The sequence below is a fragment of the Geothrix sp. PMB-07 genome, from assembly GCF_030758935.1.
Taxonomy (GTDB): Bacteria; Acidobacteriota; Holophagae; order Holophagales; family Holophagaceae; genus Geothrix.
The window spans coordinates 3,526,488-3,552,780 of the sequence record NZ_CP132333.1 but is presented as its reverse complement, the minus strand read 5'-3'; the positions used below and the strand labels follow the sequence as shown (position 1 = coordinate 3,552,780).

Here is a 26,293-nt window from a genome sequence, read left to right as displayed (position 1 = left end):
ATCGCTCCCCTCCGAAGCGGCAAGGGGATCCGTTGACTCTGATGCTGCCTGAACTGGGTCGGGCCTTAGCGGTACCGGGCGGCCATGGCCTTGAGTGTCTTGGCCAGGTGCTCCCTCAGCACCTTCGGTTCGAGCACTTCCGCCTCAGCCCCGAACTGCAGGATGAAGCGCGTGGGGCCGGACAGCTCGGTGGCCTGGAAGCCCAGCAGGACGGTGCCGCCCTTCTCCTTCCGCACGGTCACGCCGGGCAGGGCAGGGGGTGCGTCCAGCAGGGCCTGGGGCCAGTTGGTGCCGGAGACGCGCACCTGGATCTGCATGGGCTCCGCTTGCCGGTACCAGCCGCCGATCTGCAGCTCCCGGGCCTGTTCCAGGGGGCGCTTGTCGGGAATCAGCCCCCGCCGCGTGAGGGCCTTGGCCTCTTCGATGCGGGCGAGGCGGAAGTGCCGGGGCTCCTGCTTGGCGGCATCCCAGGCCAGCAGGAAGGCGCCGCCGGAAAACACATCGTGGGTGAGGGTGAAGGGCACCACGGTGCGGGCGCTGGTGCGCCCCGTGGAAGCCGCAGCGTAGGTGAGTTCCAGTTCGCGCGGGCCCTCGGGATGGCCCAAGGCCAGCAGCACCTGGGTGAGCATTTTGGTGTCCAGGGCCTGCTGGTCGTCGGCGCCGCCGCGCACGCAGACGTGTTCCTGCAGGGCGCGGAAGAGGTCGCGGTCGCGGGTGCTGAGGTGGCTGTCCGCCAGGGTGCGCAGGCCCTCCAGCTGATCGAACCACAGCTCCGTGGCCGTGCCTTCCAGGGCCATGAGCGCCACTTCCAGGGCCATGCGGGCATGGGGCGTGATGCGGCTGTCCCAATCCGGGGCCTTCTCCAGGGTGAAGTGGATGATGGCGGGGCGGCCTTCCCGGGCCTTGCCGAAGCGGGCACCCTGCTCCTCCAGCAGCTGCACCGCGCGGTCCACGGTGCGCATGGCCACGCCACCCAGCTTGCGGGCCAGGCCCTCCTTGGTGATGCCCCGCTCCCCGGCATCGCGGATGGCCTCCAGCACGATTTGAAGCCGCTCGGGCTTCACCAGATGGCCGCCATCCGGGCGGGGGGATTCAAGCACCTTGCGGGACGCAGCGCGGGCCATGGCGACCTCCGGCTCCAAGGATTGGCCAGTGATTGTCCAGTGGCAAGGGGAATTCGGGTGAAGGCTACTCCAGCCGCCCGAAGGCGATGTCCGTCTCCACCGCCCGTTTGGATTCGCCGCCCTTCCAGCGGTAAGCCAGAGGACGCCCCTCTCCATCCACCAGGATGCCGATGAGGCCCTGGCCCAGGCCCGTTTCGCCCTTGGCACGGCTGTCCTGGGCATGGGCGCTCATGGTGGAATCGATGATCGGCACCAGGATCTCATCGCGGCGGTCGGGATTCGGGTACGCGTGCTCGCGCACCAGCATCACGTGGCCGGTGTTGTGGGAATCGCTGTCGGGGGCCTTGAGCCAGGCCACGATGTCGCCGGGTTTGAGGTTGCGGGCGTGGAGTACGCGCTTCCAAGGCCCTTGTCCCGCCTCGCCCAGGCTTTTGAAGAAAGCGTGGAAATCCTGGGCCAGGGGCCGCTTCTTGGATTTGGAGGTGATGGGGAGCAGTTGCTGGGCCTCGGGATCCACGCGGCCCAAGGCGTAATGGAGGAAGCCCGAACAGTCGTAATCAAAACGCCCTGCTGCTTCATCCACGGCGACGCGATGGTCATAGCTGCCCTGCCGAAGGGCCTTCAGTTCACGCTGACCCTCATGCAGCAACCGCATGGCCCGGGCTGAGGGCGGCGTGGGCGCGGCGAGGAGGAGTGCCGACATGAGAAGGGTGAATGGACGGAGCGGGGCGGCCAGTCTCATCGAGGCTCCTTTGGGGTGGTGGGTGATTATGCCCTGAAGTGAAACAGGTAGCCCGACAGGCCTCCGCCCAGGAGTACCCAGGTGGGGTTGATCCGCTGGCGGATGAGCAGCCAGGCCGCGGCCAGACCCAGAAGGATGGTCCAGGGCGAGGCCAGGGTGGCTCGGCCCAGGTCCCATAGGGCCGTGGCCATGAGCCCCACGGCCGCAGCGTTCACGCCGTTCATGAAGGCGGACAGCGCCGGTGATTTGCGGATGCGCGGCAGCAGCAGGCTGCCGAGGGCCACGAGCAGAAAAGCCGGCAGGAAGATGGCCGTGGTGGCCACCAGGGCGCCGCGCCAGGAGCCGAGCAGGAACCCGATGAAGGTGGCGGTGGTGAAGACGGGGCCTGGCGTCACCTGGCCCACGGCCACCGCATCGAGCAGCTGGGTTTCCGTAAGCCAGCCCAGGCGATGCACCAGATCCGTGCGGAGGAAGGCCACCAGCACGTAGCCACTGCCAAAGAGCGTGGCGCCCACTTTCAGGAACACCCAGAAGAGGCCGCTGAGGGTGAAGGGCAGGCTGACGGCCGCGGCCGTCGAGGGCAGCACCATCAGGCTGAAAGCGGATGTCTGCGTCCTGGGCCGCGCCAGCAACAGGGAGAGGGCTCCGGCACCCAGGATGAGCAGGGCCTCCTGAAGGCCGAGGAGGCTGGCGGTCAGCACCGACACACCCAGCAGCACGTTGCGCCAGGTGCGCAGAGCGGAACGCCCGAGATTCCAAACCGCCTGGGCCACGATGGCCAGCACCACGGGCTTCAGACCCAGCAGGAAGCCCTGGGCTGCGGGCAGGCGGCCGTAATGCACGTACACGGCGGCCAGGGCGAGGGTCAGCAGCGAGGCGGGCACGATGAAGCAGAGGCCCGCCAGCAGCAGCCCGCGCCACCCCGCCTGGGCCCGGCCGATGGCCATGGCCAGTTCAGTGGAGTTGGGCCCGGGCAGCAGGTTGCAAAGGCCCAGCAGGTCGAGGAAGGAGGTGTGATCCATCCACTTCCGCCGGCGAACCACTTCGTCTTCCATCATGGCGATGTGGGCGGCGGGGCCGCCGAAAGCCGTGAGTCCCAGCCGCAGGAAAAGCCCTGCCAATGGCTTCAGCGGCAGCGCCTGCGGATGGGATTCATGGCCGCGCTGATCAGGCATTCCAGAAACCCAAGAAGGGTTCCGCGTCCCAGGCCTGGGGCGCGGATTGGAAGCGGGTGAAGAAGCGTTTGGCGGTTGTCGGTGTTTCCGCAATCAACACCGCATGGGCTCCGGCGTACAAAGCACTCCAAAGAGCTGCGCGCAGTGGTGCTTCGCCCAGCCTTGCGAGGGGCAGGTCGATGCGGCTGGTGTGATCCCAGCCGAGCTTGGTGTTGAGTCGCCGCAGCCGCAGCATCAGTTCGCCCTGATCGAGGCCCGCCGAGAAGGGTGTGGTCGCTTGGACCACTTGCTCCCGTGCGTGGTAAGGGCCCCGTCCATCCTCGTGATTAAATCGGGCTCCTCCGAAAGTATCGGAAGGCATGGTCTGCCCGGCCGGATCCCATACCAGGCCGGAGGCCGCCACGGCCAATTCGGCGGCCCAATCCCAGGGCGTATGGGTGCTGCTGAAGGATGCAGATGGAACCTCCCGCGAGAGCAGCCCCAGGGCCACGCCTTCGACGCGGTTGCGCAGCTGCGCGTAACTCAAGGTGCCCCAATCCGGCGTGCTGAGGGCCGCCTGGCTCTGCAGCCGTGCGGCGCGCTGGATGAGGAGGTCCCGCAGGGTGGAAGCCATGGGCAGAAGTGTCGCAAGAGGAGGGCAGAAGCAGCCCATCGAATTTCTTCCGTCAACCGTTTTTTACGGGATCGGGTCAGTGGGGTATCTGATTCCCCACCCGCTCATCTGGAGCCTCGCTCCTCTTTCTCTTTGGAGAACTCATGCGCCCTTCCAGCCAAGCCTTCACCCTCCTGCTGGCGCCCGCGATCAGCGCCTTGGCCCTGTCCCTGGCCTGCGGCGGCAGTTCCTCGGGCAGTCCCACGGCGACCGCACCCGCAGCGCCAGCCACCGGTGCAACGTCCATCATCCTCACGGACGCGCCCTCCGATCAGTGGAATGCCATCGAGGTGGTGGTCACCAAGGTGACGCTCCTGAACAAGGCCGATCACACCAAGGAGGTGGTGGCCTTCCAGGGAACTTCTTCCAAGATCAATCTGGTGGATCTGGATAGCGTGGGTGAGCTGCTGGCCTCAGCCCAGCTGCCCGCGGGCACCTATGACGCGGTGCGCATCACCATCGATCCCGCCAGCGTGAACCTGGTGAAGTCCGATGGCACCACCGTGCCCCCCAGCCAAGTGCATGTGCAGGGGGCGACGGTGCAGGTGGCCCTCAGCTCAGATTTGGTGGTGACGGCCTCCGGCAGCAACGCCGTGCAGATCGATTTCGACCTGGGGCACCCCCTCTTCCTGGTGCAGATGCCGAACGGTGACTGGTCCCTGAACCTGCAGGCCCGGCACCGGCCCATCGTAGGCAGCCTGGCCCAGCTGGCCTTCCGTCACCGCAAGGGCACCATCGCTTCTGTGAGTGCCACGGGCTTCGTGCTGCACACGGATGCGGGCAACGATCTCACCGTGAACGTGGATACCGGGGCCTGGTTCTACGATGTGGATGCCAAGGCCGTGGGCAGCCTCGCGGGCCTGACCGCGGGGAAGAACGCGCTGGTGAAGCTGCGCATGCAGCCTGATGGCAGCCTCTGGGCCGTGCGCGTGTGGTACAGCGCCAGCGCCCTGCAGGGCTGGACGCCCGAGGGCCATGTGCTGAGCGTGGACCGGGCCGCCAACCGGATGCTGGTCACCACCAACGGCAGTGTGCCCCGGGTGATCGCCATCGATTCGGACACCGCGTTCACCTTCCACGAAAGCCAGGCCCTGGGCACCGGCCAGTCGGTGCTGGGCGATGTGTGGGCGGGCTTCAAGGTGCAGGTGGAGGTCAAGGATCCTCTGCAGGTACCCATGCACGCCAGCTCCGTGAACATCCAGCGGGCTGTGGATGGCGGCGTCATCAAGACCGCCACCGCCACCTCCTTCACCTACCACCACCCTTGGGCCGGGGACCGCGATCATGCCTACGCCAACCCCTTCACGTGGTGGTACCTGGGCTTCCCCGGGGTGACCTCCACGCTGCCAGGCGATTTCGCCTCGGCCGTGACGGGCGCGGGCGATGTGCGCGTGCAGGGCGTCAGCGACCTGGTGTGGAACAGCGGCAGCAGCGCCTGGGATGCCAGCACCGCCGTCTTCCTGCCGGTGGCCCTGCCCCAGGGCACCATCAGCACTTCCTACAGCAATGGTGCCCTCGGCTTCACCTTCACCAACTCCTCTGCCGCCAGCCAGGCCATCACGGTCAACCTCAACACCACCGTGGGCGCTCAGCCCGCCGTGGTGGAAGTGGCCAGGCAGGCCGGGGTGGTGACGGTCAATCCCATCGACGTGAGCGCCTGGGGGACCAAGCTGGTCAGCCCCGCGAAGGCCCGCGTGGCCGTGGTGCCCAAGCCTGACGGCACTTTCTCGGCCTATGCGGTGGTGGTGTTCACGGGCTTCTGAGATCGAGGGCATGAGACGCGGCGCCTCTCCGGAGGCGCCGCGTTCTTTGATCGCGGAGCGCCGCTCAGGCCCGGGCGGTGATGGCTGAGGCGTTGAAGGAGGGGAACCGGTCCATGAGGGGGCGCGGGGGCGGAAGGAATGCCACCTCACCGAAACCCGCATGGCGCAGGGCTTTCTCCCAGGCTTCTGGCGTGAGGAACCCATGCACGGGCCGCCACTCTGGATCCAACTGCACATCGGTGAAGCTGCGGATGAAGGTGAAGAAGAATTCCAGGTAGAGGGGCTGTCCCAGCACTGGCTTCACGCACTCGCCCATCACCAGGCGGCCACCGGGCTTCAGGTGGGTGCGGAGGTTCTGCAGGGTGCCCTCGAGATCCTGGGCCACATGAAGCACGTTGATGCCCACGATGGCATCCAGGCTGGCGGGCTCGATGCCCTGGGCACCCAGGGGCCGGTTGAGATCCAGCATCTGGAACTGGAGGGGCAGGCCCGGGGCGGCGGCCTTCAGTTCCCGCTGGGCGCGCCGGAGGAAGGTGGGAGCCACATCCGTGAAGCGGTACTCGGCGATTCGGGAAAGCCAGCCTTCCTCGCCCCCCTGGCGGGCCACCAGCTGCGCGAAGGAGCCCGCGCCCGCGCCCAGTTCCAGCACCCGGGCCTGCTCTGGCAGAGATTCCCGCAGGGCCAGCAGGGTGAGGAGGTTGTTGGGCAGGTAGACCAGGTTCTCGTTGCGGAAGTAGGAGAGCCAGAGCGGAAAGAGGCTCAGATCGAAGAGCAGGCCTTCGCCGGCCTTGCCCTCTGTGAAGAAGGGCTGGATGCGCGTGCGGACCCCGTCCAGCAGATCGAAGTTGACATCGTGGCCCGGAGCCTCCTGCGCCACCAAGGCCCGCAGCCCGGCGAGGTCGAGATCCGGTTCCCCGTTCAACAGGTATCGCCCTTCCTGTGCCTGGAGCAGCCCTTCCGCGGCCAGAAATGGCAGCATCCAGGCCAGGGGTTTGCGGCTCTGATCGGGCAATCCCGCGCAGAGCTCATCAAGCGTGGTGCCCGCCCGGAGGCGGGCCTCCCAGCCCAGATCCAGCAGCAGAAGCAGGCAGATGCGGGCGGTGTACAACTCGGACACCCGGTGCAGCACACTGACTGAGCGCGTGAAGAGGCGCGCGATGTCGGGCCCCAGAGGCCCCAGCAGGTCGAGGCTGGGAGCCTCGATGGGGCCGAGGGCGCCTTCCATCAGTCCATCATCTCGCTGATGCTCCGGCCGCCGTGGATGCGCAGAATCGCATCGCCAAACAGGGCGGCGGTGGAGAGCACCTTGAGATTGGGCAGCTGCTGGGCGCGCTCGGGCGAAATGGGGATGCTGTCCGTGACCACCAGCTCGTCGAGGTTGGCGGAGTTGAGGGTCTCCAGGGCGTTGCCCGAGAACACCGGGTGGGTGACGCCGACGCGCACGGTGCGGGCGCCGAACTCGCGGAGAATGCGGGCCGCTTCCTTGATGGAGCCGCCGGTGGCGATCTCATCGTCGTAGATGATGGCGTCGCGGCCCTTCACATCGCCGATGAGGGCCACGCTCTGGGCCTTCTCGGAATCATCGAAGCGGCGCTTGTCGATGATGGCCATGGGCACCGACAGCCGCTTGGCGAAGTGGCCCGCGAACTTGGCGGCGCCGGCATCCGTGGCCACCACGGTGGCGTTGGAGAGATCCTTGGTCTTGAAGTAGTTGGTGAGGATCGGCGTGGCCAGCAGCTGGTCCGCGGGTTTGCGGAAGAAGCCCAGGATCTGCGGCGCGTGCAAGGTCATGGTCAGCACGCGGTCGGCGCCAGCGGTCTCCAGCAGATCCGCCACCAGGCGGGCCGTGATGGAAATGCGCGCCTCGTCCTTCTTGTCGCTGCGGGCGTAGGGGAAGTAGGGCAGCACGGCGGTGATGCGGGCCGCGGATGCGAACTTCAGGGCGTCGATCAGGATGAGCAGTTCCATCAGGTTGTCGCTGACGGGCGGACAGGAGGACTGGATGACGAAGACATCGGCCTCGCGAACGTTCTCCTCGACCTTCACCTTGATGTTCTCGTTGGAAAACCGGGTGACCTTCAGGCGCCCCAGTGGCATGCCCATGTGGGTAGCGATGCCCCTCGCCAGATCCGGGTGGCTGCTCCCGGAAAACACCTTCATCTCGCCGAACATGGATCCCCCGATCGTGAATTCAGTGTAACCGACCCGAGGGGAGGAGGTCGTCACATGGAATGCGGATAGGCGGGGGAAATGAAGGCGGGAGCGGAACGCCATTTGCCGCTTCCCGCTTTCATCTGCCGCTGGCGAGTCAGTTGCTCAATTTTCGTCGGCGCTGGGGCCGTAAAGCGCGGGCACCGGCCGGTCCAGCAAACGGAGGTAGACCGCAAGCTGGGCACGGTGGTGGATCAGGTGGTTCATGACGAAGCCCCGGTAAACGGCGATGCGCGGCATGGCCAGGATCACCTGTCCTTCGTTCTTGAGGGTCCAGACGACGGAGAAGGCTTCATCCGGGGCCTTGGAAAGGGCCTCCAGCGCCTCTTCGACGCCCTTGTCCAGGGTGCGAAGGAGTCCCTCGACGGTGCTGCTGGGTTTGGGCTGCCGGGCGCGCACTTCGGGCAGTCCGAAATCCAGCTCCGTGGCGGTCATGGTGCTAACCGTCCAACCCGGCACCGTCACCAAGTGGTTGGCCAGATCACCGAGGGTGAAGGATTTGGCATGGGGTCGGAATGCCAGATGATCTTCGGGCAGACGTTCGATCACGCGGCGAAGGCCCGCCATTTCGTGGGTGAACTCGGGAAGAAGGGTTTGAGCGATGGGCATCGGAGGCTCCACGGGAAGGATGCTGAGGTGTTTGCGTAAAAATAACGAACAGCGTGAGGCTGGTTTAGCCAAAGGGCACGGGCACCTCCTGTGATGAGTGGAGGTCCAGGGTGACCCAGGGCTCCTGACACCGTGGTGGCAGGAGGGTTCAGCGGCCCTTGCCTGCCTGGGCGAGCTGGAGGTAGTCCGCCATGCTGCGGCCCGGGTGGGTTTCAAAGGGGTCGAGCACTTCGCTGGCGTGAATCCGGTCTACGCGGAAGGTGCGCAGGGCCTCACGCAGTTCGCACCAGGCGGCCAAGTGCCAGCGGTAACCCCAGAAGATCAGACCCAGGGGCTGAATCACACGCTCGGAGCTGGTGCCGTCGGCTCGGGAATAGGAGATGCGCACGCGACGCTGCTCGCGCAGGCCCAGGCGCAGCTCACCGAGGAACCGGGCCGTTTCAGCGGGCACATGGAAATCCGGCACAAGGAAAGGCAGGTCCGACAACGCCTTTCTCCGTCCCGCAGGCAGGACGGCCTCCACTTTCCGCAGCAGATTGTCCGCGGCCTTCTGCAGCGCGGGATCGCCCCAGGCCGCCACGACCCGGGCGCCCAGCAGGAGGGCCTCCGCCTCGTCTGCATTGAACATGAATGGGGGCAGGTCGAAGTGCCGAGGCAGGCTGTAGCCCACGCCCGCCTCGCTCTCGATGGGCACGCCCGAGGCCATGAGATCGGCGATGTCCCGGTAGAGCGTGCGCTCGCTGATGCCCAGCTCTCGGGCGAGCCGGGCGGCGGTGCTGATGCGATCCCGCCGCAGCAGCTGCACGATCTGGAACAGGCGGTCCGCGCGGCGCATGGCGGTGGAAGGAGGGGGCTAGACCTTGCCGCCACCCACCCGTTCGATGCGGGCGCCCACGCCCTGGAGTTTTTTCTCCAGGCCCGAGTAGCCGCGATCCAGGTGGTAGATGCGGTCCACGATGGTCTCGCCCCTGGCCACCAGGCCCGCGATGACAAGGGCCGCACTGGCCCGCAGATCCGTGGCCATGACAGTGCAGCCGGTGAGATCGGCAGGGCCCGCGATGATGGCGGTGTGGCCATCGGTGCGCAGGTTGGCGCCGAGGCGTTCCAGCTCCATGGCGTGCTGGAAGCGGTTCTCGAAGATGCCTTCGTTGATGACGCTGATGCCACAGGCCTGGGTCATGACGGCCATGACTTGGGCCTGAAGGTCCGTCGGAAAACCGGGGAAGGGCAGGGTGGTGACATCCTTCGAGCGGAGCTTCTGGCCCTCTTCACGCTGGATGCGCAGCTGGCGGCCATCCTGGCCTTCCCGCTCGGTGATGACACACCCGCTGCGCTCCAGCAGGTCCAGCAGGGAGCGCAGATGCTCGGGTTCGCAACGATCCAGCACCACGTCGCCGCAGGCAGCGGCCACAGCGCAGAGGTAGGTGCCCGCCTCGATGCGGTCGGCGATGACGGCGTGCTCGCAGCCGTGCAGCTGTGCCACGCCCGTGATGGTGAGCGTTCCCGTGCCGATGCCTTCGATCTGGGCACCCATCTCGACGAGCAGCTGCGCCAGGTCGCCGATCTCCGGCTCCAGGGCCGCGTTGCGCAGCACGGTCGTGCCCTCGGCCAGGGCGGCGGCCATGAGGATGTTTTCCGTGGCCCCCACACTCACTTTCTCGAAGGTGTGATCGATGGCCTTCAGGCGGCCTTTCACAGAAGCGTGGATGTAGCCGTGGCTGATTTCGATGAGGGCGCCCATGCGCTCCAGGGCTTCCAGGTGCAGGTTCACGGGCCGGGCGCCGATGGCACAGCCGCCGGGCAAGCTCACGGTGGCCTTGCCGAAGCGGGCGAGCAGCGGCCCCAGCACGAGGATGGAGGCCCGCATGGTCTTCACGAGGTCGTAGGGTGCCTTGGGATCGTCGCTGCCCGCGCAGGCCAGACGGGCCGTGAGCTCGAAGCCGTCAGGATGGGCCTCCAGGGAGGCCTCGGTGCCCAGGGCCTGCAGCACCTTCACCATGGTGCGGATGTCCGCCACGGCGGGCAGGTTGGACAGCACCAGCGGATCCTTCGTGAGCAATGCCGCGGCCAGGCAGGGCAGGGCCGCGTTTTTCGCCCCGGATACCCGGATGCGCCCCCGCAGGGGATGTCCACCTTGGATCACCAGTCGGTCCATCGAAACTCCAGCCTTCCAGCGTAGCCCAACCCCGAGTGGAGTGGTGGTGGCGCGCCCTGAAGGCAGGCCTTCTTCGGCGGATTCCACGCGGCCGGGGTGGATTCCAGTCGCGAGCAGGGCTACCGCCGCACGCATGAGGTGTCAGAGGTCTCAGGGAACCAGAACGGAGGGCGGCGTAACCAGCCTGGAAGTTTGCAGTGACTTTACGTGCATCAACCATTTCCGAGTCATGGATGAGCAATGAGCAGAAGGACTTTGTCTGTTTGGAATTACTGCCAATCGAGCCGGTCGTGGAACTGTAAATACCTACTTCCTGCCCGCATTGACGGCGTTCTCGGGTTGCCTTCTCATCTCGTTTGCGAGGCAGCCATGAATGAAAAAAGTTTGACGATCAGAGCGATCCGATTCCTGCGGTGCGTGCCCCTGGCCTTGGCCCTGGCACTGGGGGCCGAACCCGGTGCCCACGGCATGGACACCGCCAAACCAGATGTCATCAAGGCCGCTGAGGTGCCCTGTCTTGCCTTCTCGGAATTCTTCACCATTGCTGCCGGGGAACTCAAGCCTTCGGAGCGACTCCTGGCGTTTGCCGGGCAGCGGGTGAAGCTGGTGGGTTTCATGGCGAAGATGGAAGTCGCTCCGAAAGGCGCGTTCTACCTGACCCCCCGGCCCGTCTCCTGCGATGAGGAAGGCGGCGGCACGGCCGACCTTCCGCCCGAGGCGGTGTACGTCCTGGTGCGTTCTTTCGCGGGCAAGGAGATCCCCCACACGCCACAGGCGCTCGAAGTGACGGGCCTGCTGGAAGTGGGCTACCGGGTGGAGCCCGACGACCGCGTGACCCACATCCGGCTGCTGCTCGATCGTCCTCAGGATCTGCCCGGCGCCGTGCCGGAGAAGCCCACAACCACCACCCCCAAGGAGGTCCACCCATGACCCTGGTCTCACAGTCCCGCAGGGCCGCTGCCCTGCTCACATTGGCTGTCGCCGCGGCCGCCCCGGCCATTGCGGCTCCGTCCAATGTGGCGCTCCTGCCATCCGACGGTGCCCGCCTCCTCGCCAACCAGCGCTTTGACATCCGGGTGGAAGGGCAGGGCGCGGGCCCCTATTCCGCCAAGCTCTGGATCGACGGACGCCTGGCCAAGTTCACCTCGGGCGCCCAGGGCACCGCGACGACAGATGGCATCTCTGCCGCGGGCTGGGGCGGCTTCAACCTGCGCGGCACCTCTCTTGGCCACAAGGGTTGGCACACGCTGACGGCCGAGTTCACGGATGGCACGGGCACCACCACCGTGACCTCGCGCATCCAAGTTGTCGATCCCTTTGAAGGGGCTCGGGGCCATCGCCGCCTGACGAAGAACATCGTCATCATGCTGGGCGACGGCATGGGCGTGGCCCATCGCACCGCCGCGCGGATCGTGCGCTACGGCGTCACAGCGGGCGACCCCAACGGCCGCCTGGAGATGGATCAGTTTCCGGGCACGGGCCTGGTGAGCACGCACTCGCTGAACAGCATCATCACGGACTCCGCCCCGGGCATGGCCTGCTACACCACGGGCAACCACTTCTTCAACGGTCAGGAAGGCGTTTACCCGGCGCATGTCACGAATCCCTTCTATGCGCCGCGGGTGGAATACCTCGCCGAATACCTCCACCGGGTGAAGGGCACCGCGCTGGGCCTGGTCAGCACCGCCGATGTGGAAGATGCGACGCCCGCCGCCAACGCGGTGCACACGGCCAACCGCAACAACGGCACCGGTGTGGTGGACCAGTACCTTGACGAGAGCGATCCCGGCAACAGCCGCGCCTTCGGCACGGGCTTGCGCGTGCTGCTCGGCGGTGGTCGCCGCTGGTTCATGCCAGCCACCACGCTTTACTCCAGCCGTACCGACAGCACCGGCTATCCCAGTCTGCCCGCCGATCTGATTGCCGGCTGGAACCTGCCCGCCACCCCCGCCAAGCAGGGCAGCGCCTCCCGCGATCTCATCAACGACTTCAAGACGGCCGGGTTCTCCTACGCCTCCAGCCACACGGAACTGGACGCCCTGACGTCCGGCCACGCGCCCCAGAAACTTCTGGGCCTCTTCGGCTACGGCAACATGAACGTGGCGCTGGACAAGGTGGCCAAGCGTCGCGGCGAGTTGCCCGCGGGGGCCTCCAGCTATGTGGTGGACGACTACCTGGCGCCCGACCAGCCCATGCTCGACGAGATGGCCGAGGCGGCTTTCAAGGTGCTCTCCCACCATCGCGACGGCTTCGTGCTGATGATCGAGGGCGCCCACATCGACAAGCAGTCCCACCTCATGGATGCGGACCGCGCCATCGGCGAGACCCTGGAGTTCGACCGGGCCGTGGGCGTGGCCCGCAAGTGGGCTGACCGGTTAGGCGACACCACCGTTCTGGTGCTGGCCGACCACGAGTGCTCGGGCTTCAGCCTCATCGGTGCCCTCTCCCTGAATGGCGGCATCGCGGCGCTCAAGAACCTGCCTTCCGAAAACGGTACGCTGAGCCCCGGCACGGTCCCCGCCCATCAGAATGCCGTGGGCACCTACGATCTCGCCGGATTCCCCAGCTACAAGATCCTGCCCGATGGCTACCCGGCCACCATGGACATCGACAACAAGGTGCTGGTGGGGTTCGGCGCCAACAGCGACCGCTACGAATCCTGGCTGTCCAAGCCCACTCCGGTCATCGACAGCCTGCTGCCCAGCCCCTTCAAGGGCACCACGGGCCTTCTGGGTGCGAAGGGATACGCCACCATCCCCGAGCTGCGCGACGTGGACAAGAACGGCTTCTTCATCCGGGGCCACCTGAATGGCGAAGGCCAGGCCGTGCACACCGCTGCGGACATCCCCGTCTCCGCCTACAGCACGGGCAACAAGGCCTGGCTGCGCTTCGTGGGTGCCCAGAAGAACACTGATGTCTTCTTCAAGCTGATGAAGGCGGCCCTGGCCGGCGACGAGCCTGCCGAGCGGGAGTGGGAGGAGCGAGACTAGCGCTCTGAATGGCTTCAACTGAAGGGAAGGCGCGGATCACGGATCTGCGCCTTCCTTGTTCAGGGTCTCCGGAGCGAGCGGACCCGGCCTTCGGAGCGGCGACGCCGCAACCAGATCAGAATTCCCGTGGCGCTGAGTGTGGCCACGGCCAGGCCTAGCAGGGAGACAAGGATCCGCCCTGGCAGCCCCAGGATGCGCCCGGAATGCAGCGGGAACATGGCCTGGAGGAAGATGTCCCCGGCCGAGCCAGTGCCCGGCACGTCGGCCCCAAGGGATTCACCGCTGTGGGCATCGAAGTAGAGCCAGGGGTTGCCCAGGCCGCCATCGCCGTGGCTTTGTCCCGCCTTGAAGAAGCCCACGCCCCACAGGGCGGTTTCCGCGGAGAAGAAGACGCCTCCGGGCGGGGCCGTCCAGCCCCGGCGATGGGCCTCGGCTTGGGCCAGGTCCACGGCGCGGGCCATGGAGACCCTGGGATCTCCGGCCATGTCTTCGGCGGGGATCACCTGGCCCGCGCGGCGCTCAAAGGGAGAGGGCGTCAGTCTGGAGAAGCGCGAAACCAGGGGCCGCATGACCTGCGTGTTGAGGTTCATGCTCACCGAGGTGACGGCGAGGATCAGCAGCAGGAACCAGGCCCACACGCCACCGGAGCGGTGCAAGTCGAAGACCAGCCGCGGGCCTCCCTGCCGCCACCGGAAGCTGAAGGACTGGCGCCAGGTGGCCAGGGAGGGAAAGGAAATCCACAGGGCGATGAAGCAGTCGAATACCCAGAGGATGGCCAGGACGCCCATCAGCAGGACGCCCAGCTCGAGGCCCCAGGCCTTGGGAAGGTGCAGGCTGTAGTGCAGCTTGTAGAGAAAGGGCAGCAGATTCTCCCGGCTGAGGGAGGTCTGGCCCCACTCGCGCCGGGCCTGGATGTCCCCCGTGGCCGGATCCACGGCGATCTGGTTGTAGCCCAGGTCGTGGGGACGGCCGGTGGCGGGGTCGAGGCGGGGCTCCAGGGAGATCAACAGCGTCTGTCCCGGCTCGGCCTCCAGCGGCATGAAGCGGATTCGGGCCCTGGGTTCAGCCGCCTCCACCGCGGCCGCCAGGACCAGAGCCGGCCGGGCCGGGCCTTGGCCGCGGGCCTGGTAGAAGCTGGGGTTGAGCCAGGCGTCGAGCTCGTGGTCCCAGGAGATGATGGCGCCGGTGAAGCCGGCGATGAAGAGGAAGGCCGCTGCGCCCAGACCAAACCAGCGGTGCAGCTTGACGAACCCACGGCGAAGCACGGCGGCCTCCTTTCTCCAGAAGTGGCCTAGAACCGGTAGGTGAGGCTGGCGACGACGTTCCGCCGCGCGCCGTACCACGCATCGCCCCGGCTCAGGATCGTCGCGGTGTAGATCTTGTCGGTGAGGTTGGTGGCGTTCAGGGCCCAGCGCCAGGAACCGGTATCCAGGGCCAGCATCGCGTCGAGCAGGGTGGTCTGGGCCACCTCGGGCGCGCCGGGGTTCCGGAAGGCGCTGGTGTGGCGAAGGCCCACGCCTGCGGACCAGCCGTCCAGGCCGGCGAGCGAGAAGCGTGCGCGGCCCCAGAGGGAGCCCTGGTTCGCGGGCACGCCTTCCAGTTGCTCATCCAGATCGATGTGATCGAAGTTGGCCACCACTTCAAAGGCCCGGCCCAGGCGGGTCTTCAGCTCGGCCTCGAAGCCCTTGCTCTTGGTCTGGCCGGCTTGCAGGTTGTTGAGGGGCTGGGTGGGATCCGGGATCTGGCGGTTCTTCTCCTTCAGGTCGTAGCAGGCGGCGTTGAAGGTGGTGGTGCCGGAGGCGCTCTGGAACTTCACGCCCGCCTCCCACTGCTCGCCGCGAAGCGGTTTGTAGCGCTGGTGGTAGAAGTTGCTGCCGGCCACGGGCTGGAAGGATTCCGCGTAGCTCAGGTAGGGCGACCAGCCCGAATCGGACAGGAACATGAAGGCCCCGCGCAGCGTCGTGGCGTCGTCGCTGTCGGTGGGAGATCCCTCGGAGGCGTTGGTGACGTGGTCCCGGCGCGCGCCCAGCAGGATCGAGAAGCGCGAGGCGATTTTGATCTGGTCCTGGAGGTAGACGCCGGTCTGCCGCAGCTCGGTGGAGGGATTGGGCGTCAGGCTCGGGGCCGTGAAGTTCCCGTAGACGGGGTGATAGAGGTCGAAGGTGGGGCTGAACCCGAAGGCAGAAGCCGCGTTTTCGCTGTAGCGCAGATGGTCGAAGCCGAAGAGCAGCCGGTTCTCCACCGCGCCCGTCTTGAGGCTGCCTTCGAGGGACTGGTCCGCCACCAGGGCGTGGCCGTCGCGCTTGTTGGCCCAGATGGAGCGGCTGATGATTCGCTGATCCGCGTCCAGGTAGGGATGCAGGGGATCCGCGAAGTTGCTGCCGGGGTAGAGCGACTGGTAGTTGCCCCGGTTGGCGGCGTAGCGGACGTTCTGGCGCAGCGTCCACGCGCCGGAGAAGCGGTGCTCGAAGGCGTAGCCCAGGCTGGCCTGGCGCATGGTGTAGTCGTCGTAGCCGGGCTCACTGACGAAGCGGCTGGTGGGAATCTGTCCGTTGGGATTGGGCAGGACGGTGCCGGACCAAGGCAGGAAGGTGGCGCTGGAGCCGCTCTCGTCCTTCTGCCAGTAACCCAGGAAGGTGAGGCTGGTATTGGCGTCAGGCCGCCAGGCGAGCGAAGGGGCGATGGCGTAGCGGTTGTCGGGAACGAAGTCCACCTGGGTGTCGCTCTTGCGGGCCAGGCCCACCACCCGGTAGGACCAGTGGCCATCTTCGCTGAGGGCGCCGGTGGCGTCACCCTGGACTTGGCGGCGGTTGAAGGTGCCGAGCTGGAGGCCGATCTCCGCCTGACGGTCCGATTGGGGTCGCTTGCTCTGGAGGTTGATGACGCCGCCGGTGCTGCCCTGGCCGTACAACATGGAGGAGGGCCCGCGAAGCACCTCGACGCGCTCCAGGAGGTAGGGATCGGGGCGGACGTTGTTGTTGTAGCCGTAGACCTGCAGGAGCCCGTCCATGAACTGGGTGGGTTCGGTGCCGCGCACCCGCGTCCAGTCGCCGCGGCTGTCCACGCCGTAGGCGTTCGACCGCACGCCCGAGGCGTAGTTCAGGACATCGCCCACGCTGATGGCCGCCTGATCCTCAATCTGCTCGCGGGTGACCACGGAGATCGCCTGGGGCGTTTCTGAGAGGGGGGTGTCGGTCTTCGTGCCCGTGAGGGTGCGCTTGGGGCGATAGCCCCGGGTGGCGGTCACAGCGGTTTCCCGCTCGGCGTTGGATTTCACCCTGACCTCAGCCAGGACGGCCTCGCCCGCCACGGGAAGGATGGTCGCCACGCCGCCGTCGATGCGCGCTTCCAGGCCGCTCCCCTTCAGCAACTCCCGGAAGGCGGCCTGCTCCGTCAGCACGGCCTTCAGGGCTGGGGCCATCCGACCCAAGAGCAGGCCCGGTGCGGCCACAACGCGCAGCCCGGCCTGGCGCCCCAGGGCTTCCAGGGCCCGATCCAAGGGCTGAACCTGGAAATCCACGGAAAGGGACCGGGGAGTCTGGGCTCCGGCTGCGATAGGGACGAGGCTTGAAAGCGCGAGGGTGAAGGCCAACCCGCTGAGGCGGGCTGAATGCCTGCGGGAGGATGAGACAAGGGACGGGGTTTCAGAGGGCATGTTTGGGCTTCCTTTGAGGCAGAGCATCCCCGGGGCCCCTCATGAGGGCCGGGTGGATGGAGAGAATTGGCGCGGGCGTCAGGGTTGGGCGCCTGCTAAAACGATAATACAATAATGAGACTAAATCTCAATACAAATGCTACTCGTCAATCAGGATTGGCCGGGGCCGAGCCCCAGGCCTGGATTTTGACGGCACGGCGCCCCCGAATATGGCCCTGCCTGGGGCTTAGCCTCCGGTCAAAGGTTCTGGCCCGCCGGGGCTGCCCCAGTGCCTCCGCAGCAGTCCCTGCACCAGGCGATGGAAGAACAGGGCCTGGGCGGCGTTCCATTCGAGGTACGTGGAGGCCTTGATCTCCTGGGCCAGCTCCCGGCCTGCGGCGCTTTCTAGCCCGGTGCCCAGCACCATCACGGGCGTGTTCGACGGAAAGGTCGCCGCCAGGCTCTTCAAAAGGAAGCGGGTCTGCAGTCCGCCTCCGGGCCAGTGCAGCAGCACCAATTGGGGCGGCGCCTCCATGGCTGTTTTGAGTGGAGCGAGGGCGGGAGGTGTGCTCTTCAGTCGAAGGTGGCTGGGCCAGGCTTCACGCAGTTGGCGCTCCAGGTCGGCCTCCCGCGAGACCAGCAGCACCCCTTCGGGCGGGGCCTTGGGGCGGGCCGCAGCCTCGGCCTGGGCCCGGAGGGCCACGCGATCCTCCCAGCGGCGCTTCAGGTCGTCGAGCCGCGGTTTCAGCCAGGCCTCGAGTCCCACGAGATCCAGGCCGCCCAGGGGCGGATCGAAGGCCAGGCCAAGGCTCTGGCCCTCCTGGGACACCAGCAGGGCGCGGCAGGTGAAGCTGGGGCCCTGGTCCAGGCTCAGGCTCAGCTGCAAAGAGTGATTCGGAGCGAAGGCCTCGGAGAGGGGTTCCAGGGCGAGGAGCCGCGCTCCGTGCAGGCTGAGGTCCTCCAGATTGGCCCTGACAAGGGTGCTCTGATCAGGACTGAGCACCGCCCGGCCCTGACCGTCCACCCGCACGGAACGGCGATGGTCATCCTCCCAGAGCAGATTGGGAGTCCGCAGCAGGAGCAGCCGCGCCCCGGGTTGTTGTTCAAAGCCCAGGAAGCGGGTTTCTCCGGCCACCATGCCGAGTCCCCAGGGGATCCGCAGCTTGAGATCCTGGTGGCCCAAGGTCTGCTGGGCCAGATCCTGGGTCATGGAGGTCTTCAGGATCAGCCCCTCCTTCCGGCGCTCCAGCAGGCGGATGTGGAAGCTGAGGTAGGGCGTGGCCGCCAGCATGAAGGCCTTGCGGGCGCACAGCTCCTGCAGGGCCTCTTCCAGGATGGGGCCGCGCAGGGTTGCCCCCTCTTTGGGTGAGCGTGAGGGCGTCAAGCAGCGGCTCCGAGATGGTGTCTCATGGGTGAACTCAACGGGCGAGCCAGAGGGCAACTTAAGCTGGGGTCCTTCACGGACGCGATCCGAAGAGGACCCGGCCTCGCAGGGCGTCGGGCGGAAGGGCCCCCCAGCCCCGCCCATCCTGGCTTTCGGGCCGGTTGTCGCCGAGGGCCAGGTAGCCGCTTCCGCAGGCCTGTCGGCCTTCGCCGGAGCGTTCAGGATGCACCACCCAGGGCTCGTCGAGGCGCCGTCCATCCACCCAGACATCGGGGCCGCGCCAGGTCACCACCTCCCCAGGCAGGCCCAGCACGCGCTTGACGGAAGGGCCCTGGGGGCCCTCAATCACCCAGATCTCTCCGCGGCGCGGCGCGGCGCTGGCCCAGGCCCGGAGGGCCCAGTGGAGGTCGCCGTCATGCAGGGCGGGCTCCATGCTGTGGCCAGAGATGCGCACGGGATGCACCACCAGCAGGGGCGACAGAACCAGGGCCACGGCGGCGAAGGGAATCCAGAGCCGCACGGGCCTAGGCCTGAACGGCCAGGCGTCGACCCCGCCCATCGGTCAGGGCCACTTCACGCAGGCGTGCTGGGGCGGCCACGAAGGGGGGGAGTTCCGCCAGCAGGCGCTGGGCCAGGGCGAGCGGGCCAGCCAGGCCCACCTCGGAGAGCAGCCTTCCCTGCAAGGGCGCCAGACTGCGGTCCAGGGCGGCCTCCAGATCGCGGAAATCCACCACCACGTCGAAGCCATCGAGGCCCTGGCGGGTGGTGATCACCTCCACGGTGTAGTCGTGGCCTTCCCAGCGGTCGCCGGTCTGGAACACCACGGAAAGGGGCCGGGTCACGGCGGCTTCAAAATGGAGGGCGGGGGCAGGGGCCAAAGGGAACTCCGGGAACTGACTCCAGGTCGAGCCTCCAGTTTCGCATGGCCACGGCTACACTTTGCCTTCGAGCCCACCATACCTGACTATGGGGTTGTTGAATGGGGATGGTCCTGCCATTCCGCGAACCCCCGAGCGCAAGGAGACCCACATGAAGGCCCTGGAAGTCGCGTTGTTCTGGATCATGACCCTTGGGGCGCTGGGCTTCTTCGCCTGGACCATGCGTCAGCGACTGGCCACGCTCAAGGCGGGTCTACCCGCGAATCGCTTCGATCAGCCCTGGGTGCGCCTGAAGGGCGTGCTCACCCTGGCGATCCTGCAGAAGCGCATGGTGCGCGACAAATACGCAGGCTTCTACCACATCCTCATCTTCTGGGGGTTCTGCGTCCTGTCGCTCCGCAGCATCGGCCTGGTGCTGGAAGGCCTGTTCCCGGCTTTCCACATGACGGAGGCCCTGGGCGCTTTTGGATATGGCTACCAGGCCACCAAGGACATCTTCGAGGCCCTGGTGGTGCTGGGGCTGGGCCTCGCCGCCTGGCGTCGCCTGGTGGTGAAGCCTTGGCGGCTCGAGAACTCCTGGGATGCCTGGGCCACCCTGAGCCTCATCGGCGGGTTGATGGTCACCGACCTGCTGGCGGATGGCGCCTACATCTGGCTGCACAACCCAGCCTGGAAGGCCTGGGCGCCCGTGAGCCTCTTCATCGCCAACCTGCTGCGTCCCCTGGGTGGTACGGGCCTGCTGGTGCTCTACAAGAGCATGTGGTGGCTGCATCTGGGCATCCTCTATTTCTTCGCCAACTTCCTGCCCTACTCCAAGCACTTCCACGTGTTCACGTCGCTCTTCAACATCTACTTCCGCGAGCTGGAGCCGAACAAGAACCTGAAGCCCATGGATCTGGAGGCCGAGCATTTCGGCATCAACAAGATCCAGGATTTCACCTGGAAGCAGATGCTCGACTTCTACACCTGTGTGGAGTGCGGCCGCTGCCTGGAGAACTGCCCGACCACGCTTACGGGCAAGCCGCTCCGGCCCAAGGATTTCGGCAATGACCTGCGCGACTACCTGAAGGCCACGCCGCTTGAGCAGATGGGCCAGGACAAGCCGGCGCCCGAGGACCGCCCCCTCATCGGCGGCCCCGTGCCCGAAGGCGCCGTGTGGCACCGCGAGCAGGAGCACGCCCCCTGGAGCAAGGAGCAGCTCGAAGGCTGGATCAGCCAGGACACCATCTGGGCCTGCACGAGCTGCGGCTACTGCGAGTGGGCCTGTCCGCTGGAAATCAGCTTCGTGGACAAGCTGGTGGGCATGCGCCGCTACCTCACGCTCGAGGAGAGCAACTTCCCCGACGAGGCCCAGACCGCCTTCAAGGGCATGGAGCGCCAGGGCAACCCCTGGAACCTGCCCCAGGCGGATCGCGCCAAGTGGGCCGAAGGGCTGGAAGTCCCCACCCTCGCCGACAACCCCGAGGCCGAATACCTCTTCTGGGTGGGCTGCGCGGGCAGCTACGATGCCGCGGGCCAGAAGGTCAGCCAGGCCCTGGTGAAGCTGCTGAAGGCCGCCAATGTGTCCTTCGCCATCCTGGGCAAGGAAGAAAGCTGCACCTGTGAATCCGCCCGGCGCCTGGGCAATGAGTACCTCTTCCAGACGGCCACGGAAACCAATGTCGAGCTGCTCAAGGGCTATGAGGTGAAGAAGGTCATCACCAACTGCCCCCACTGCCTGAACACGCTGAAGAATGAATACCCCGCTTTCGGGGGCGAGTTCGAGGTGGTGCATGGCACCGAGCTGGTGGCCAAGCTCATCAGCGAGGGCAAGCTGAAGATGGAGCAGACCGTGGACGTGGATCTGACCTACCACGATCCCTGCTACCTCAGCCGCTACAACGGCCAGGTGGAAGCGCCCCGCGCCATCCTCGACGCCATCCCTGGCGTGAAGCTCACGGAGATGGACAAGCACGGCGAGGCCACCATGTGCTGCGGCGCGGGCGGCGGCCGTTTCTGGCTGGAAGAGCACCTGGGCAAGCGCGTGAACCACGAGCGCTTCGAGCAGGCCGTGGCGACAAAGGCCACCACCATTGCCGTGGGCTGCCCCTTCTGCAACGTCATGCTGAACAACGCCGCGGGCGAAACCAACCACGAGGGCGTGGCCACCACGGACATCCTGGAACTGGCGGCGAAGTCGCTGAAGTAAGCCTGCAAACCACCCGGCTGAAAATCGAGGGCACCTGCGGAACTTCCGGAGGTGCCCTCGATGTTTTTGACTGATGGGACTCATCCGCGGCGGGGTGGATGCCGATGCGAGGGCGTGTCTGTTGGCACAGGTGATGCACACCTGAAGGCTGGGTCTTAGTTGTTAGGGCAGGTCATGCCGCCCAGAACGGCTGAAGGCCAAAGCCAGCCGAAGGGCTGTCCCTGAATGCGCCTGGGAATTCCGCTGGGAAGGAGTGGCGATGCTGCGATACCTGATGGCCTTCACTGTCTTGACGGCCCCCGTGCTGGCCGATACCCAGCCGAAAGGCCCGAGGGCAGTGACGGGCCAGTCGGTCGGTTCGCTCCTCGACGTCCTCCGGCCCACCGCCGATGGGGTGTGCGAGATGGCCAGGGAGGTCACACGATGCCGCAGCGCGGCAGAGCAGGGTGATGCCGATGCCCAGATTCAACTGGGGACGAGGTACTTCCAGGGCGAGGGGCTGCCCAAGGATTCTGCCGAAGGGCTGAAGTGGTACCGCCGGGCCGCCGAAGGCGGGGACGCCCGCGCCCAGACGCTTTTGGGCGAACTCTACTGCCTGGGTGAAGAGGTACGCCAGGACATCGCCGAGGCGGCGAAGTGGTTCCGCCTGGCTTCCGAGAAGGGGCAAGTGGAGGCACAGGCTCGGCTGGGGGCCATGTACTACCTGGGCGAAGGGGTGCCGCGGGATTCCCGGGAAGCCTTGAAATGGCTCGACAGCGCCGCGAAGCAGGGCGAGCCCTATGCGCAGGGTTGCCTGGGCCTCATGTGCGCAGAAGGCGATGGCGTACCCAAGGACAGCGTCCAGGCCTATGCCTGGCTGCTGCGGGCCAAGGAGGGCGGCAATCCGCAGGCTTCGGAATCCCTCCGGGTGGTGGAGCGGAGCCTGACTCGCTCCCAGATCGAAGAGGCGAAGCGCCGGGCCGCGGAAGCCCTCGGAAGGCGAAACGGGAACTGAGCCTGCGATCTGCGGCGCTCCATTTGGTGAGGTGGCGAGCCACTGCTAGATTTCGAGCAGGGGTTGAGGATGCAGGAGAAGCACGCCATCAAGCATTTCGCGCCAGGGTGGTTTGCCGTGGTCATGGGCACCGGCGGCTTGGCGAACATCCTGTTCCTTTGGGAGCGGCAATTCCCGTCCCTCTGGCGTGGGAGCTTCGCCATCGCGGCCCTGGCGGATCTGACCTACCTCGTGTTGCTCTTCCCCTGGCTGCTGCGCTGGCTCCGGCATTTCGAGTACGTGCGGCGGGATCTGCACCATCCCATCACCACGAATTTCTTCGTCACCATGCCTGTGGCCACGGTGATCCTCGGCACCAACATCCATCTCATCTGGGCCCCCTTCCTGGGACGGGAATGGACCTTCGCTCTCATGCTCGGCTGCTGGGCGGTGGCCATTGTGGGCGTGGCCGCGTTCACGCTCTTCACCACCTTCCGTTTCATCCGCACGGAGACGCCGCCGGATCCGGACACCATGAACTTCTCCTGGATCATGGCGCCCATCGCCAACATGGCTCTGCTCCTGCTCGGCAACCAGGTGTTGGGTTCCGTGCTCTCCCTCCACCCCGCCTGGGCCTTGACGGTCTTCGCCATGAACGCCGCCATGTTCGGCATCGGCTTCTTCTTGCTTCTCTTCGTGGGCGCCATCATCTTCGTGCGCTTGGCCCAGCACCCGCTGCCCCCGGCGGAAACCACGCCCACCTTCGGCATCTTTCTCAGCGCCGCGGGCCTCGCCATGAGCGGGCTGCTGGATCTGGGAGGCCACGCGAAGACCCTGGGCCTGGTGACGGAAACCGGCCTCTTCGCCATCGCCGCAGCCACGGTCTGGGGCTTCGGCATGTGGATTCTGGCCCTCATCGCGCTCATCTGCCTCTACCAGCTGCGCCGTGGCGGCATCCCCTTCGGACTGGGCTGGTGGGCCTTCGTGTTCCCCCTGGCGGCCTATACCATCGGCAGCCAGAAGGTGGCGGCGCGGTTCCCATCGGCCCTCACCCAGGGCTACGCGATCTTCCTCACACTGCTGCTCATCGCCCTTTGGGCCTACATCCTGGTGAACACCCTGCGGGGCATCGCGCAGGGCACGCTGTTCATGGGGCGACCCTTGGCTGTTCCGCAGGAATCTTGTGGGGACACGGGATTCTGATTGAACCTCACAAGGTGATGGCTAGAATCGGGGGCGGAGCCCCCCCATGAAACCACTGCATTCCGCGCTGGCCCATGCCCTGGCATGGAACCTCGCGCTTCTGCCCCTCGCGGCCCAGGACAAGCCCCAGGCATTCCTTGGCGCCCGGATCATCCCCGTGGAAGGCCTCGACATCGACAATGGCGTGCTCGTGGTCCAGGGGGGGAAGATCCTCGCCCTGGGTGGCCCCGGCACGAGCATTCCCGCCGATGCCGTTCGCCACGATGCCAAGGGCAAGGTCATCATGCCCGGTTTCGTGGACACCCACAGCCACATCGGCAGCGCCGAGGGGGCCGACGGCACCGCGCCCATCCAGCCCGATGTGCGTGTATCCGATAGCCTGAACCTGGCCAGCGCCACGGTGATGCGCGCCCGCGCGGGTGGCATTACCTCCGTGAACGTGATGCCCGGATCGGGTCACCTGCTCAGCGGCCAGACCATGTACCTCAAGCTGCGCGAAGGGCAGACCATCGACGCGCTGGCCATGGGCAAGCTGCCCAACGGAAGTTATCTCGGCGGCATGAAGATGGCCAACGGGACGAATCCCCGGCGCACCACGGGCCCTTTCCCGGGCACGCGGGCGAAGAGCGCCGCGCTGGTGCGGGAGCAGTTCGTGAAGGCCCAGGATTACCAGCGCAAGCTGAAAGAGGCTGGCGACGATCCCAAGAAGAAGCCCGCCCGCGACCTGGCCATGGAAGCCCTGGTGGAGGTGCTGGAGGGCAAGCGCGTGGTCCACCACCACACCCACCGTCACGATGACATCTTCACGGTGCTGCGCCTGCAGAAGGAGTTCGGCTTCAAGGTGGTGCTGCACCACGTGAGCGATGCCTGGATGGTGGCTGATGAGATCGCGAAGGCAGGGGTGGGAGCCTCCTTCATCGCGCTGGACAGCCCCGGCGGCAAGCTGGAGACCAAGGACCTGCGCATGACCAACGGCGCCGCCCTGGAGAAGGCCGGCGTGGTGGCGGGTTTCCACACGGACGATCCCATCACCGATTCCCGCTGGTTCGTCCGCGAGGCCGGGCTGTCGGTGCGTGCGGGCATGACCCGCAAGGCGGCCCTGGAGGCCATGACCCTCAACGGCGCCAAGCTGTTGGACCTGCAGGCCCGCATCGGCTCGCTGAAACCGGGCAAGGATGCGGATTTCCTGCTGCTCAGCGCTGATCCCCTCAGCGTCTACAGCCATGTGGAGGAAACCTGGGTGGAGGGGGTCAAGGTCTTCGACCGCGCCAATCCCAAGCACCGCCTCTACGCCGTGGGCGGGCCCGGGGCCACCCACGACACCGCCGACCTCACGCACCTCTTGGCTCTGGAAGCCGAGGAGACCTACCAGTGAGCCGCCTCGCCCTTATCCTCTGCTTCACCCTCTCCGCCGCGCTCCAGGCCCAGTCCCTGGCCGTGCGGGCCGAAGCCCTGCACACGGCCGCAGGGCCTGTGATCACCGATGGCGTGGTGCTCATCCAGAACGGCAAGATCACCGCCGTGGGCAAAGCCTCGGACGTCAAGGTGCCTTCGGGGCTTACGGTGAAGCGCGTCAAGGTGGCCATCCCCGGCATCGTGGATGGCCGCAGCACCGTGGGGCTTTCCGGCCTGCTGAACCAGCCCCACGACCAGGACCAGCTGGAGACCTCGGCACCGATGCAGCCTGAGCTGCGGGCCATGGACGCCTACAACGGCCGCGATCCCCTGGTGAGCTACGTGCGCAGCCTGGGCGTCACCACCGTGCACACGGGCCATGGCCCCGGCGCTCTCATCAGCGGCCAGACCTTCGTGGTGAAGACCGACGCCACCGAGGTGACCCGCGGCGTGCTGAAGCCCCAGGCCATGGTCGCGGCCACCCTGGGAGACGGAGCCCGGGCCCGGGAGGCGAGCAAGGCCCCGGGCACCCGCGCCAAGCAGATCGCCATGCTGAGGGGCGAGCTGGTGGCGGCTCAGGAATACGCGAAGAAGCTGAAGGACAGCGATAAGGGCAAGGAGCCCGCCCGGGACCTCCGCAAAGAGGTCATGGCCCAGGTGCTGCAGAAGGAGGTGCCCCTGCTGGTGACCGCCCACCGCGCCCAGGACATCCTGTCCCTGCTGCGCCTCGCCAAGGAGTTCGACCTGGACATCGTGCTGGATGGCGGCGCGGAGGCCTACCTGGTGCTGGACGAGCTCAAGGCCGCCAGGGTGCCCGTGATTCTCCATCCCACCATGTCCCGCGCTTTTGGCGACATGGAGAACCTCAGCCTGGAGACCGCCGCCAAGCTGCAGGCCGCAGGCATCCCCTTCTCGTTCCAGAGCGGCTTCGAGGGCTATGTGCCCAAGACCCGCGTGGTGCTCTGGGAAGCCGCCATGGCTGCCGCCAACGGCCTCGGCTTCGAGGACACGCTGCGGGCCCTGACCCTGGCCCCCGCCAAGCTGCTCGGTGTCGCCGATCGCGTGGGCAGCCTGGAGGCGGGCAAGGATGGCGATGTGGCCCTGTTCGATGGCGATCCCTTCGAGTACACCACCCACTGCGTGGGCACCGTCATCAACGGTGTGCTGGTCAGCGCGGGGGAAGAGACCCGTTAAACGTGCTCCAGAGGGTGAGCCTA

Annotated in this window: 22 protein-coding genes; 8 read left to right on the top strand and 14 right to left on the bottom strand. The window is 66.7% G+C overall.

Annotated elements, in window-relative coordinates; genetic code table 11:
* Positions 1-65: 65 nt before the first annotated feature.
* The 4 genes from Q9293_RS15415 to Q9293_RS15400 all read right to left on the bottom strand — a co-directional run bounded on the left by Q9293_RS15415 (position 66) and on the right by Q9293_RS15400 (position 3,654).
* Positions 66-1,124: a YafY family protein gene (locus Q9293_RS15415; protein WP_306248081.1), complete on the bottom strand. Its 1,059-nt coding sequence runs from the start codon at positions 1,122-1,124 to the stop codon at positions 66-68.
* Between the two features lie 64 nt (positions 1,125-1,188).
* On the bottom strand, positions 1,189-1,866 hold the full coding sequence (locus Q9293_RS15410) for a hypothetical protein (RefSeq protein ID WP_306248079.1): 678 nt from the start codon (positions 1,864-1,866) through the stop codon (positions 1,189-1,191).
* A 26-nt stretch (positions 1,867-1,892) separates the two neighbouring features.
* Complete coding sequence (chrA, locus tag Q9293_RS15405) at positions 1,893-3,041, bottom strand: chromate efflux transporter (RefSeq protein WP_306248077.1); 1,149 nt, start codon at positions 3,039-3,041, stop codon at positions 1,893-1,895.
* Positions 3,034-3,654 (bottom strand): hypothetical protein, encoded by a 621-nt coding sequence (locus Q9293_RS15400; protein ID WP_306248075.1) that lies wholly within the window; start codon positions 3,652-3,654, stop codon positions 3,034-3,036. The genes chrA and Q9293_RS15400 overlap by 8 nt, the downstream gene beginning before the upstream one ends.
* A gap of 143 nt (positions 3,655-3,797) precedes the next feature.
* Between Q9293_RS15400 and Q9293_RS15395 the strand changes: the two genes are divergently transcribed.
* Complete coding sequence (locus Q9293_RS15395) at positions 3,798-5,456, top strand: DUF4382 domain-containing protein (RefSeq protein WP_306248073.1); 1,659 nt, start codon at positions 3,798-3,800, stop codon at positions 5,454-5,456.
* A 64-nt stretch (positions 5,457-5,520) separates the two neighbouring features.
* Here Q9293_RS15395 and Q9293_RS15390 read toward each other — a convergent pair whose 3' ends face one another.
* The 5 genes from Q9293_RS15390 to murA all read right to left on the bottom strand — a co-directional run bounded on the left by Q9293_RS15390 (position 5,521) and on the right by murA (position 10,431).
* Positions 5,521-6,681, bottom strand: coding sequence for a class I SAM-dependent methyltransferase (locus Q9293_RS15390; RefSeq protein WP_306248072.1), 1,161 nt, complete (start codon positions 6,679-6,681; stop codon positions 5,521-5,523).
* On the bottom strand, positions 6,681-7,628 hold the full coding sequence (locus Q9293_RS15385; RefSeq protein ID WP_306248070.1) for a ribose-phosphate pyrophosphokinase: 948 nt from the start codon (positions 7,626-7,628) through the stop codon (positions 6,681-6,683). The genes Q9293_RS15390 and Q9293_RS15385 overlap by 1 nt, the downstream gene beginning before the upstream one ends.
* Before the next feature lie 144 nt (positions 7,629-7,772).
* A complete protein-coding gene (locus Q9293_RS15380) occupies positions 7,773-8,276 on the bottom strand; it encodes a DinB family protein (protein ID WP_306248069.1) in 504 nt (167 codons plus the stop codon).
* A 148-nt stretch (positions 8,277-8,424) separates the two neighbouring features.
* The gene (locus tag Q9293_RS15375) at positions 8,425-9,111 is read right to left on the bottom strand and encodes a YafY family protein (RefSeq protein WP_306248068.1); all 687 of its coding nucleotides are present in this window, start codon (positions 9,109-9,111) and stop codon (positions 8,425-8,427) included.
* A gap of 18 nt (positions 9,112-9,129) precedes the next feature.
* On the bottom strand, positions 9,130-10,431 hold the full coding sequence (gene murA, locus Q9293_RS15370) for a UDP-N-acetylglucosamine 1-carboxyvinyltransferase (RefSeq protein ID WP_306248067.1): 1,302 nt from the start codon (positions 10,429-10,431) through the stop codon (positions 9,130-9,132).
* 369 nt (positions 10,432-10,800) lie between these two features.
* On the opposite strand from murA, the gene Q9293_RS15365 reads away from it, so the two are divergent.
* Complete coding sequence (locus Q9293_RS15365; protein WP_306248066.1) at positions 10,801-11,361, top strand: hypothetical protein; 561 nt, start codon at positions 10,801-10,803, stop codon at positions 11,359-11,361.
* Positions 11,358-13,421, top strand: coding sequence for an alkaline phosphatase (locus tag Q9293_RS15360; RefSeq protein ID WP_306248065.1), 2,064 nt, complete (start codon positions 11,358-11,360; stop codon positions 13,419-13,421). The genes Q9293_RS15365 and Q9293_RS15360 overlap by 4 nt, the downstream gene beginning before the upstream one ends.
* 59 nt (positions 13,422-13,480) lie before the next feature.
* Here Q9293_RS15360 and Q9293_RS15355 read toward each other — a convergent pair whose 3' ends face one another.
* The 5 genes from Q9293_RS15355 to Q9293_RS15335 all read right to left on the bottom strand — a co-directional run bounded on the left by Q9293_RS15355 (position 13,481) and on the right by Q9293_RS15335 (position 19,317).
* A complete protein-coding gene (locus Q9293_RS15355) occupies positions 13,481-14,686 on the bottom strand; it encodes a PepSY domain-containing protein (RefSeq protein WP_306248063.1) in 1,206 nt (401 codons plus the stop codon).
* 26 nt (positions 14,687-14,712) lie between these two features.
* Positions 14,713-17,076, bottom strand: coding sequence for a TonB-dependent siderophore receptor (locus Q9293_RS15350; RefSeq protein ID WP_306248062.1), 2,364 nt, complete (start codon positions 17,074-17,076; stop codon positions 14,713-14,715).
* Positions 17,077-17,302: 226 nt separating this feature from the next.
* Positions 17,303-18,439 carry a PilZ domain-containing protein gene (locus Q9293_RS15345; protein WP_306248060.1) on the bottom strand — a complete coding sequence of 379 codons (1,137 nt, stop codon included), beginning with the start codon at positions 18,437-18,439 and terminating at the stop codon, positions 17,303-17,305.
* 73 nt (positions 18,440-18,512) lie between these two features.
* Positions 18,513-18,959, bottom strand: coding sequence for a signal peptidase I (gene lepB / locus Q9293_RS15340; RefSeq protein ID WP_306248059.1), 447 nt, complete (start codon positions 18,957-18,959; stop codon positions 18,513-18,515).
* A 4-nt stretch (positions 18,960-18,963) separates the two neighbouring features.
* Positions 18,964-19,317 carry a 6-carboxytetrahydropterin synthase gene (locus Q9293_RS15335; RefSeq protein ID WP_306248058.1) on the bottom strand — a complete coding sequence of 118 codons (354 nt, stop codon included), beginning with the start codon at positions 19,315-19,317 and terminating at the stop codon, positions 18,964-18,966.
* A gap of 151 nt (positions 19,318-19,468) precedes the next feature.
* Between Q9293_RS15335 and Q9293_RS15330 the strand changes: the two genes are divergently transcribed.
* From Q9293_RS15330 to Q9293_RS15310, 5 genes are all read left to right on the top strand, one after another.
* On the top strand, positions 19,469-21,505 hold the full coding sequence (locus tag Q9293_RS15330; RefSeq protein ID WP_306248057.1) for a (Fe-S)-binding protein: 2,037 nt from the start codon (positions 19,469-19,471) through the stop codon (positions 21,503-21,505).
* Positions 21,506-21,764: 259 nt separating this feature from the next.
* Entirely contained in the window at positions 21,765-22,499 is a 735-nt protein-coding gene (locus Q9293_RS15325) for a tetratricopeptide repeat protein (protein WP_306248056.1), read from the top strand.
* 69 nt (positions 22,500-22,568) lie between these two features.
* Positions 22,569-23,681, top strand: coding sequence for a hypothetical protein (locus tag Q9293_RS15320; protein ID WP_306248055.1), 1,113 nt, complete (start codon positions 22,569-22,571; stop codon positions 23,679-23,681).
* 46 nt (positions 23,682-23,727) lie between these two features.
* Positions 23,728-25,056 (top strand): amidohydrolase family protein, encoded by a 1,329-nt coding sequence (locus Q9293_RS15315; protein WP_306248054.1) that lies wholly within the window; start codon positions 23,728-23,730, stop codon positions 25,054-25,056.
* Positions 25,053-26,270, top strand: a complete 1,218-nt coding sequence (locus tag Q9293_RS15310) for an amidohydrolase family protein (RefSeq protein ID WP_306248053.1) — start codon at positions 25,053-25,055, stop codon at positions 26,268-26,270. The genes Q9293_RS15315 and Q9293_RS15310 overlap by 4 nt, the downstream gene beginning before the upstream one ends.
* The last annotated feature ends 23 nt before the right edge of the window (positions 26,271-26,293 follow it).

What these genes read in the sequence shown, in the direction of transcription:
- Q9293_RS15415 (WP_306248081.1), bottom strand. Translation starts at nt 1,124, where the DNA reads ATGGCCCGCGCTGCGTCCCGCAAGGTGCTTGAATCCCCCCGCCCGGAT.
- Q9293_RS15410 (WP_306248079.1), bottom strand. Translation starts at nt 1,866, where the DNA reads ATGAGACTGGCCGCCCCGCTCCGTCCATTCACCCTTCTCATGTCGGCA.
- chrA (WP_306248077.1), bottom strand. Translation starts at nt 3,041, where the DNA reads ATGCCTGATCAGCGCGGCCATGAATCCCATCCGCAGGCGCTGCCGCTG.
- Q9293_RS15400 (WP_306248075.1), bottom strand. Translation starts at nt 3,654, where the DNA reads ATGGCTTCCACCCTGCGGGACCTCCTCATCCAGCGCGCCGCACGGCTG.
- Q9293_RS15395 (WP_306248073.1), top strand. Translation starts at nt 3,798, where the DNA reads ATGCGCCCTTCCAGCCAAGCCTTCACCCTCCTGCTGGCGCCCGCGATC.
- Q9293_RS15390 (WP_306248072.1), bottom strand. Translation starts at nt 6,681, where the DNA reads ATGGAAGGCGCCCTCGGCCCCATCGAGGCTCCCAGCCTCGACCTGCTG.
- Q9293_RS15385 (WP_306248070.1), bottom strand. Translation starts at nt 7,628, where the DNA reads ATGTTCGGCGAGATGAAGGTGTTTTCCGGGAGCAGCCACCCGGATCTG.
- Q9293_RS15380 (WP_306248069.1), bottom strand. Translation starts at nt 8,276, where the DNA reads ATGCCCATCGCTCAAACCCTTCTTCCCGAGTTCACCCACGAAATGGCG.
- Q9293_RS15375 (WP_306248068.1), bottom strand. Translation starts at nt 9,111, where the DNA reads ATGCGCCGCGCGGACCGCCTGTTCCAGATCGTGCAGCTGCTGCGGCGG.
- murA (WP_306248067.1), bottom strand. Translation starts at nt 10,431, where the DNA reads ATGGACCGACTGGTGATCCAAGGTGGACATCCCCTGCGGGGGCGCATC.
- Q9293_RS15365 (WP_306248066.1), top strand. Translation starts at nt 10,801, where the DNA reads ATGAATGAAAAAAGTTTGACGATCAGAGCGATCCGATTCCTGCGGTGC.
- Q9293_RS15360 (WP_306248065.1), top strand. Translation starts at nt 11,358, where the DNA reads ATGACCCTGGTCTCACAGTCCCGCAGGGCCGCTGCCCTGCTCACATTG.
- Q9293_RS15350 (WP_306248062.1), bottom strand. Translation starts at nt 17,076, where the DNA reads ATGCCCTCTGAAACCCCGTCCCTTGTCTCATCCTCCCGCAGGCATTCA.
- Q9293_RS15330 (WP_306248057.1), top strand. Translation starts at nt 19,469, where the DNA reads ATGAAGGCCCTGGAAGTCGCGTTGTTCTGGATCATGACCCTTGGGGCG.
- Q9293_RS15325 (WP_306248056.1), top strand. Translation starts at nt 21,765, where the DNA reads ATGCTGCGATACCTGATGGCCTTCACTGTCTTGACGGCCCCCGTGCTG.
- Q9293_RS15320 (WP_306248055.1), top strand. Translation starts at nt 22,569, where the DNA reads ATGCAGGAGAAGCACGCCATCAAGCATTTCGCGCCAGGGTGGTTTGCC.
- Q9293_RS15315 (WP_306248054.1), top strand. Translation starts at nt 23,728, where the DNA reads ATGAAACCACTGCATTCCGCGCTGGCCCATGCCCTGGCATGGAACCTC.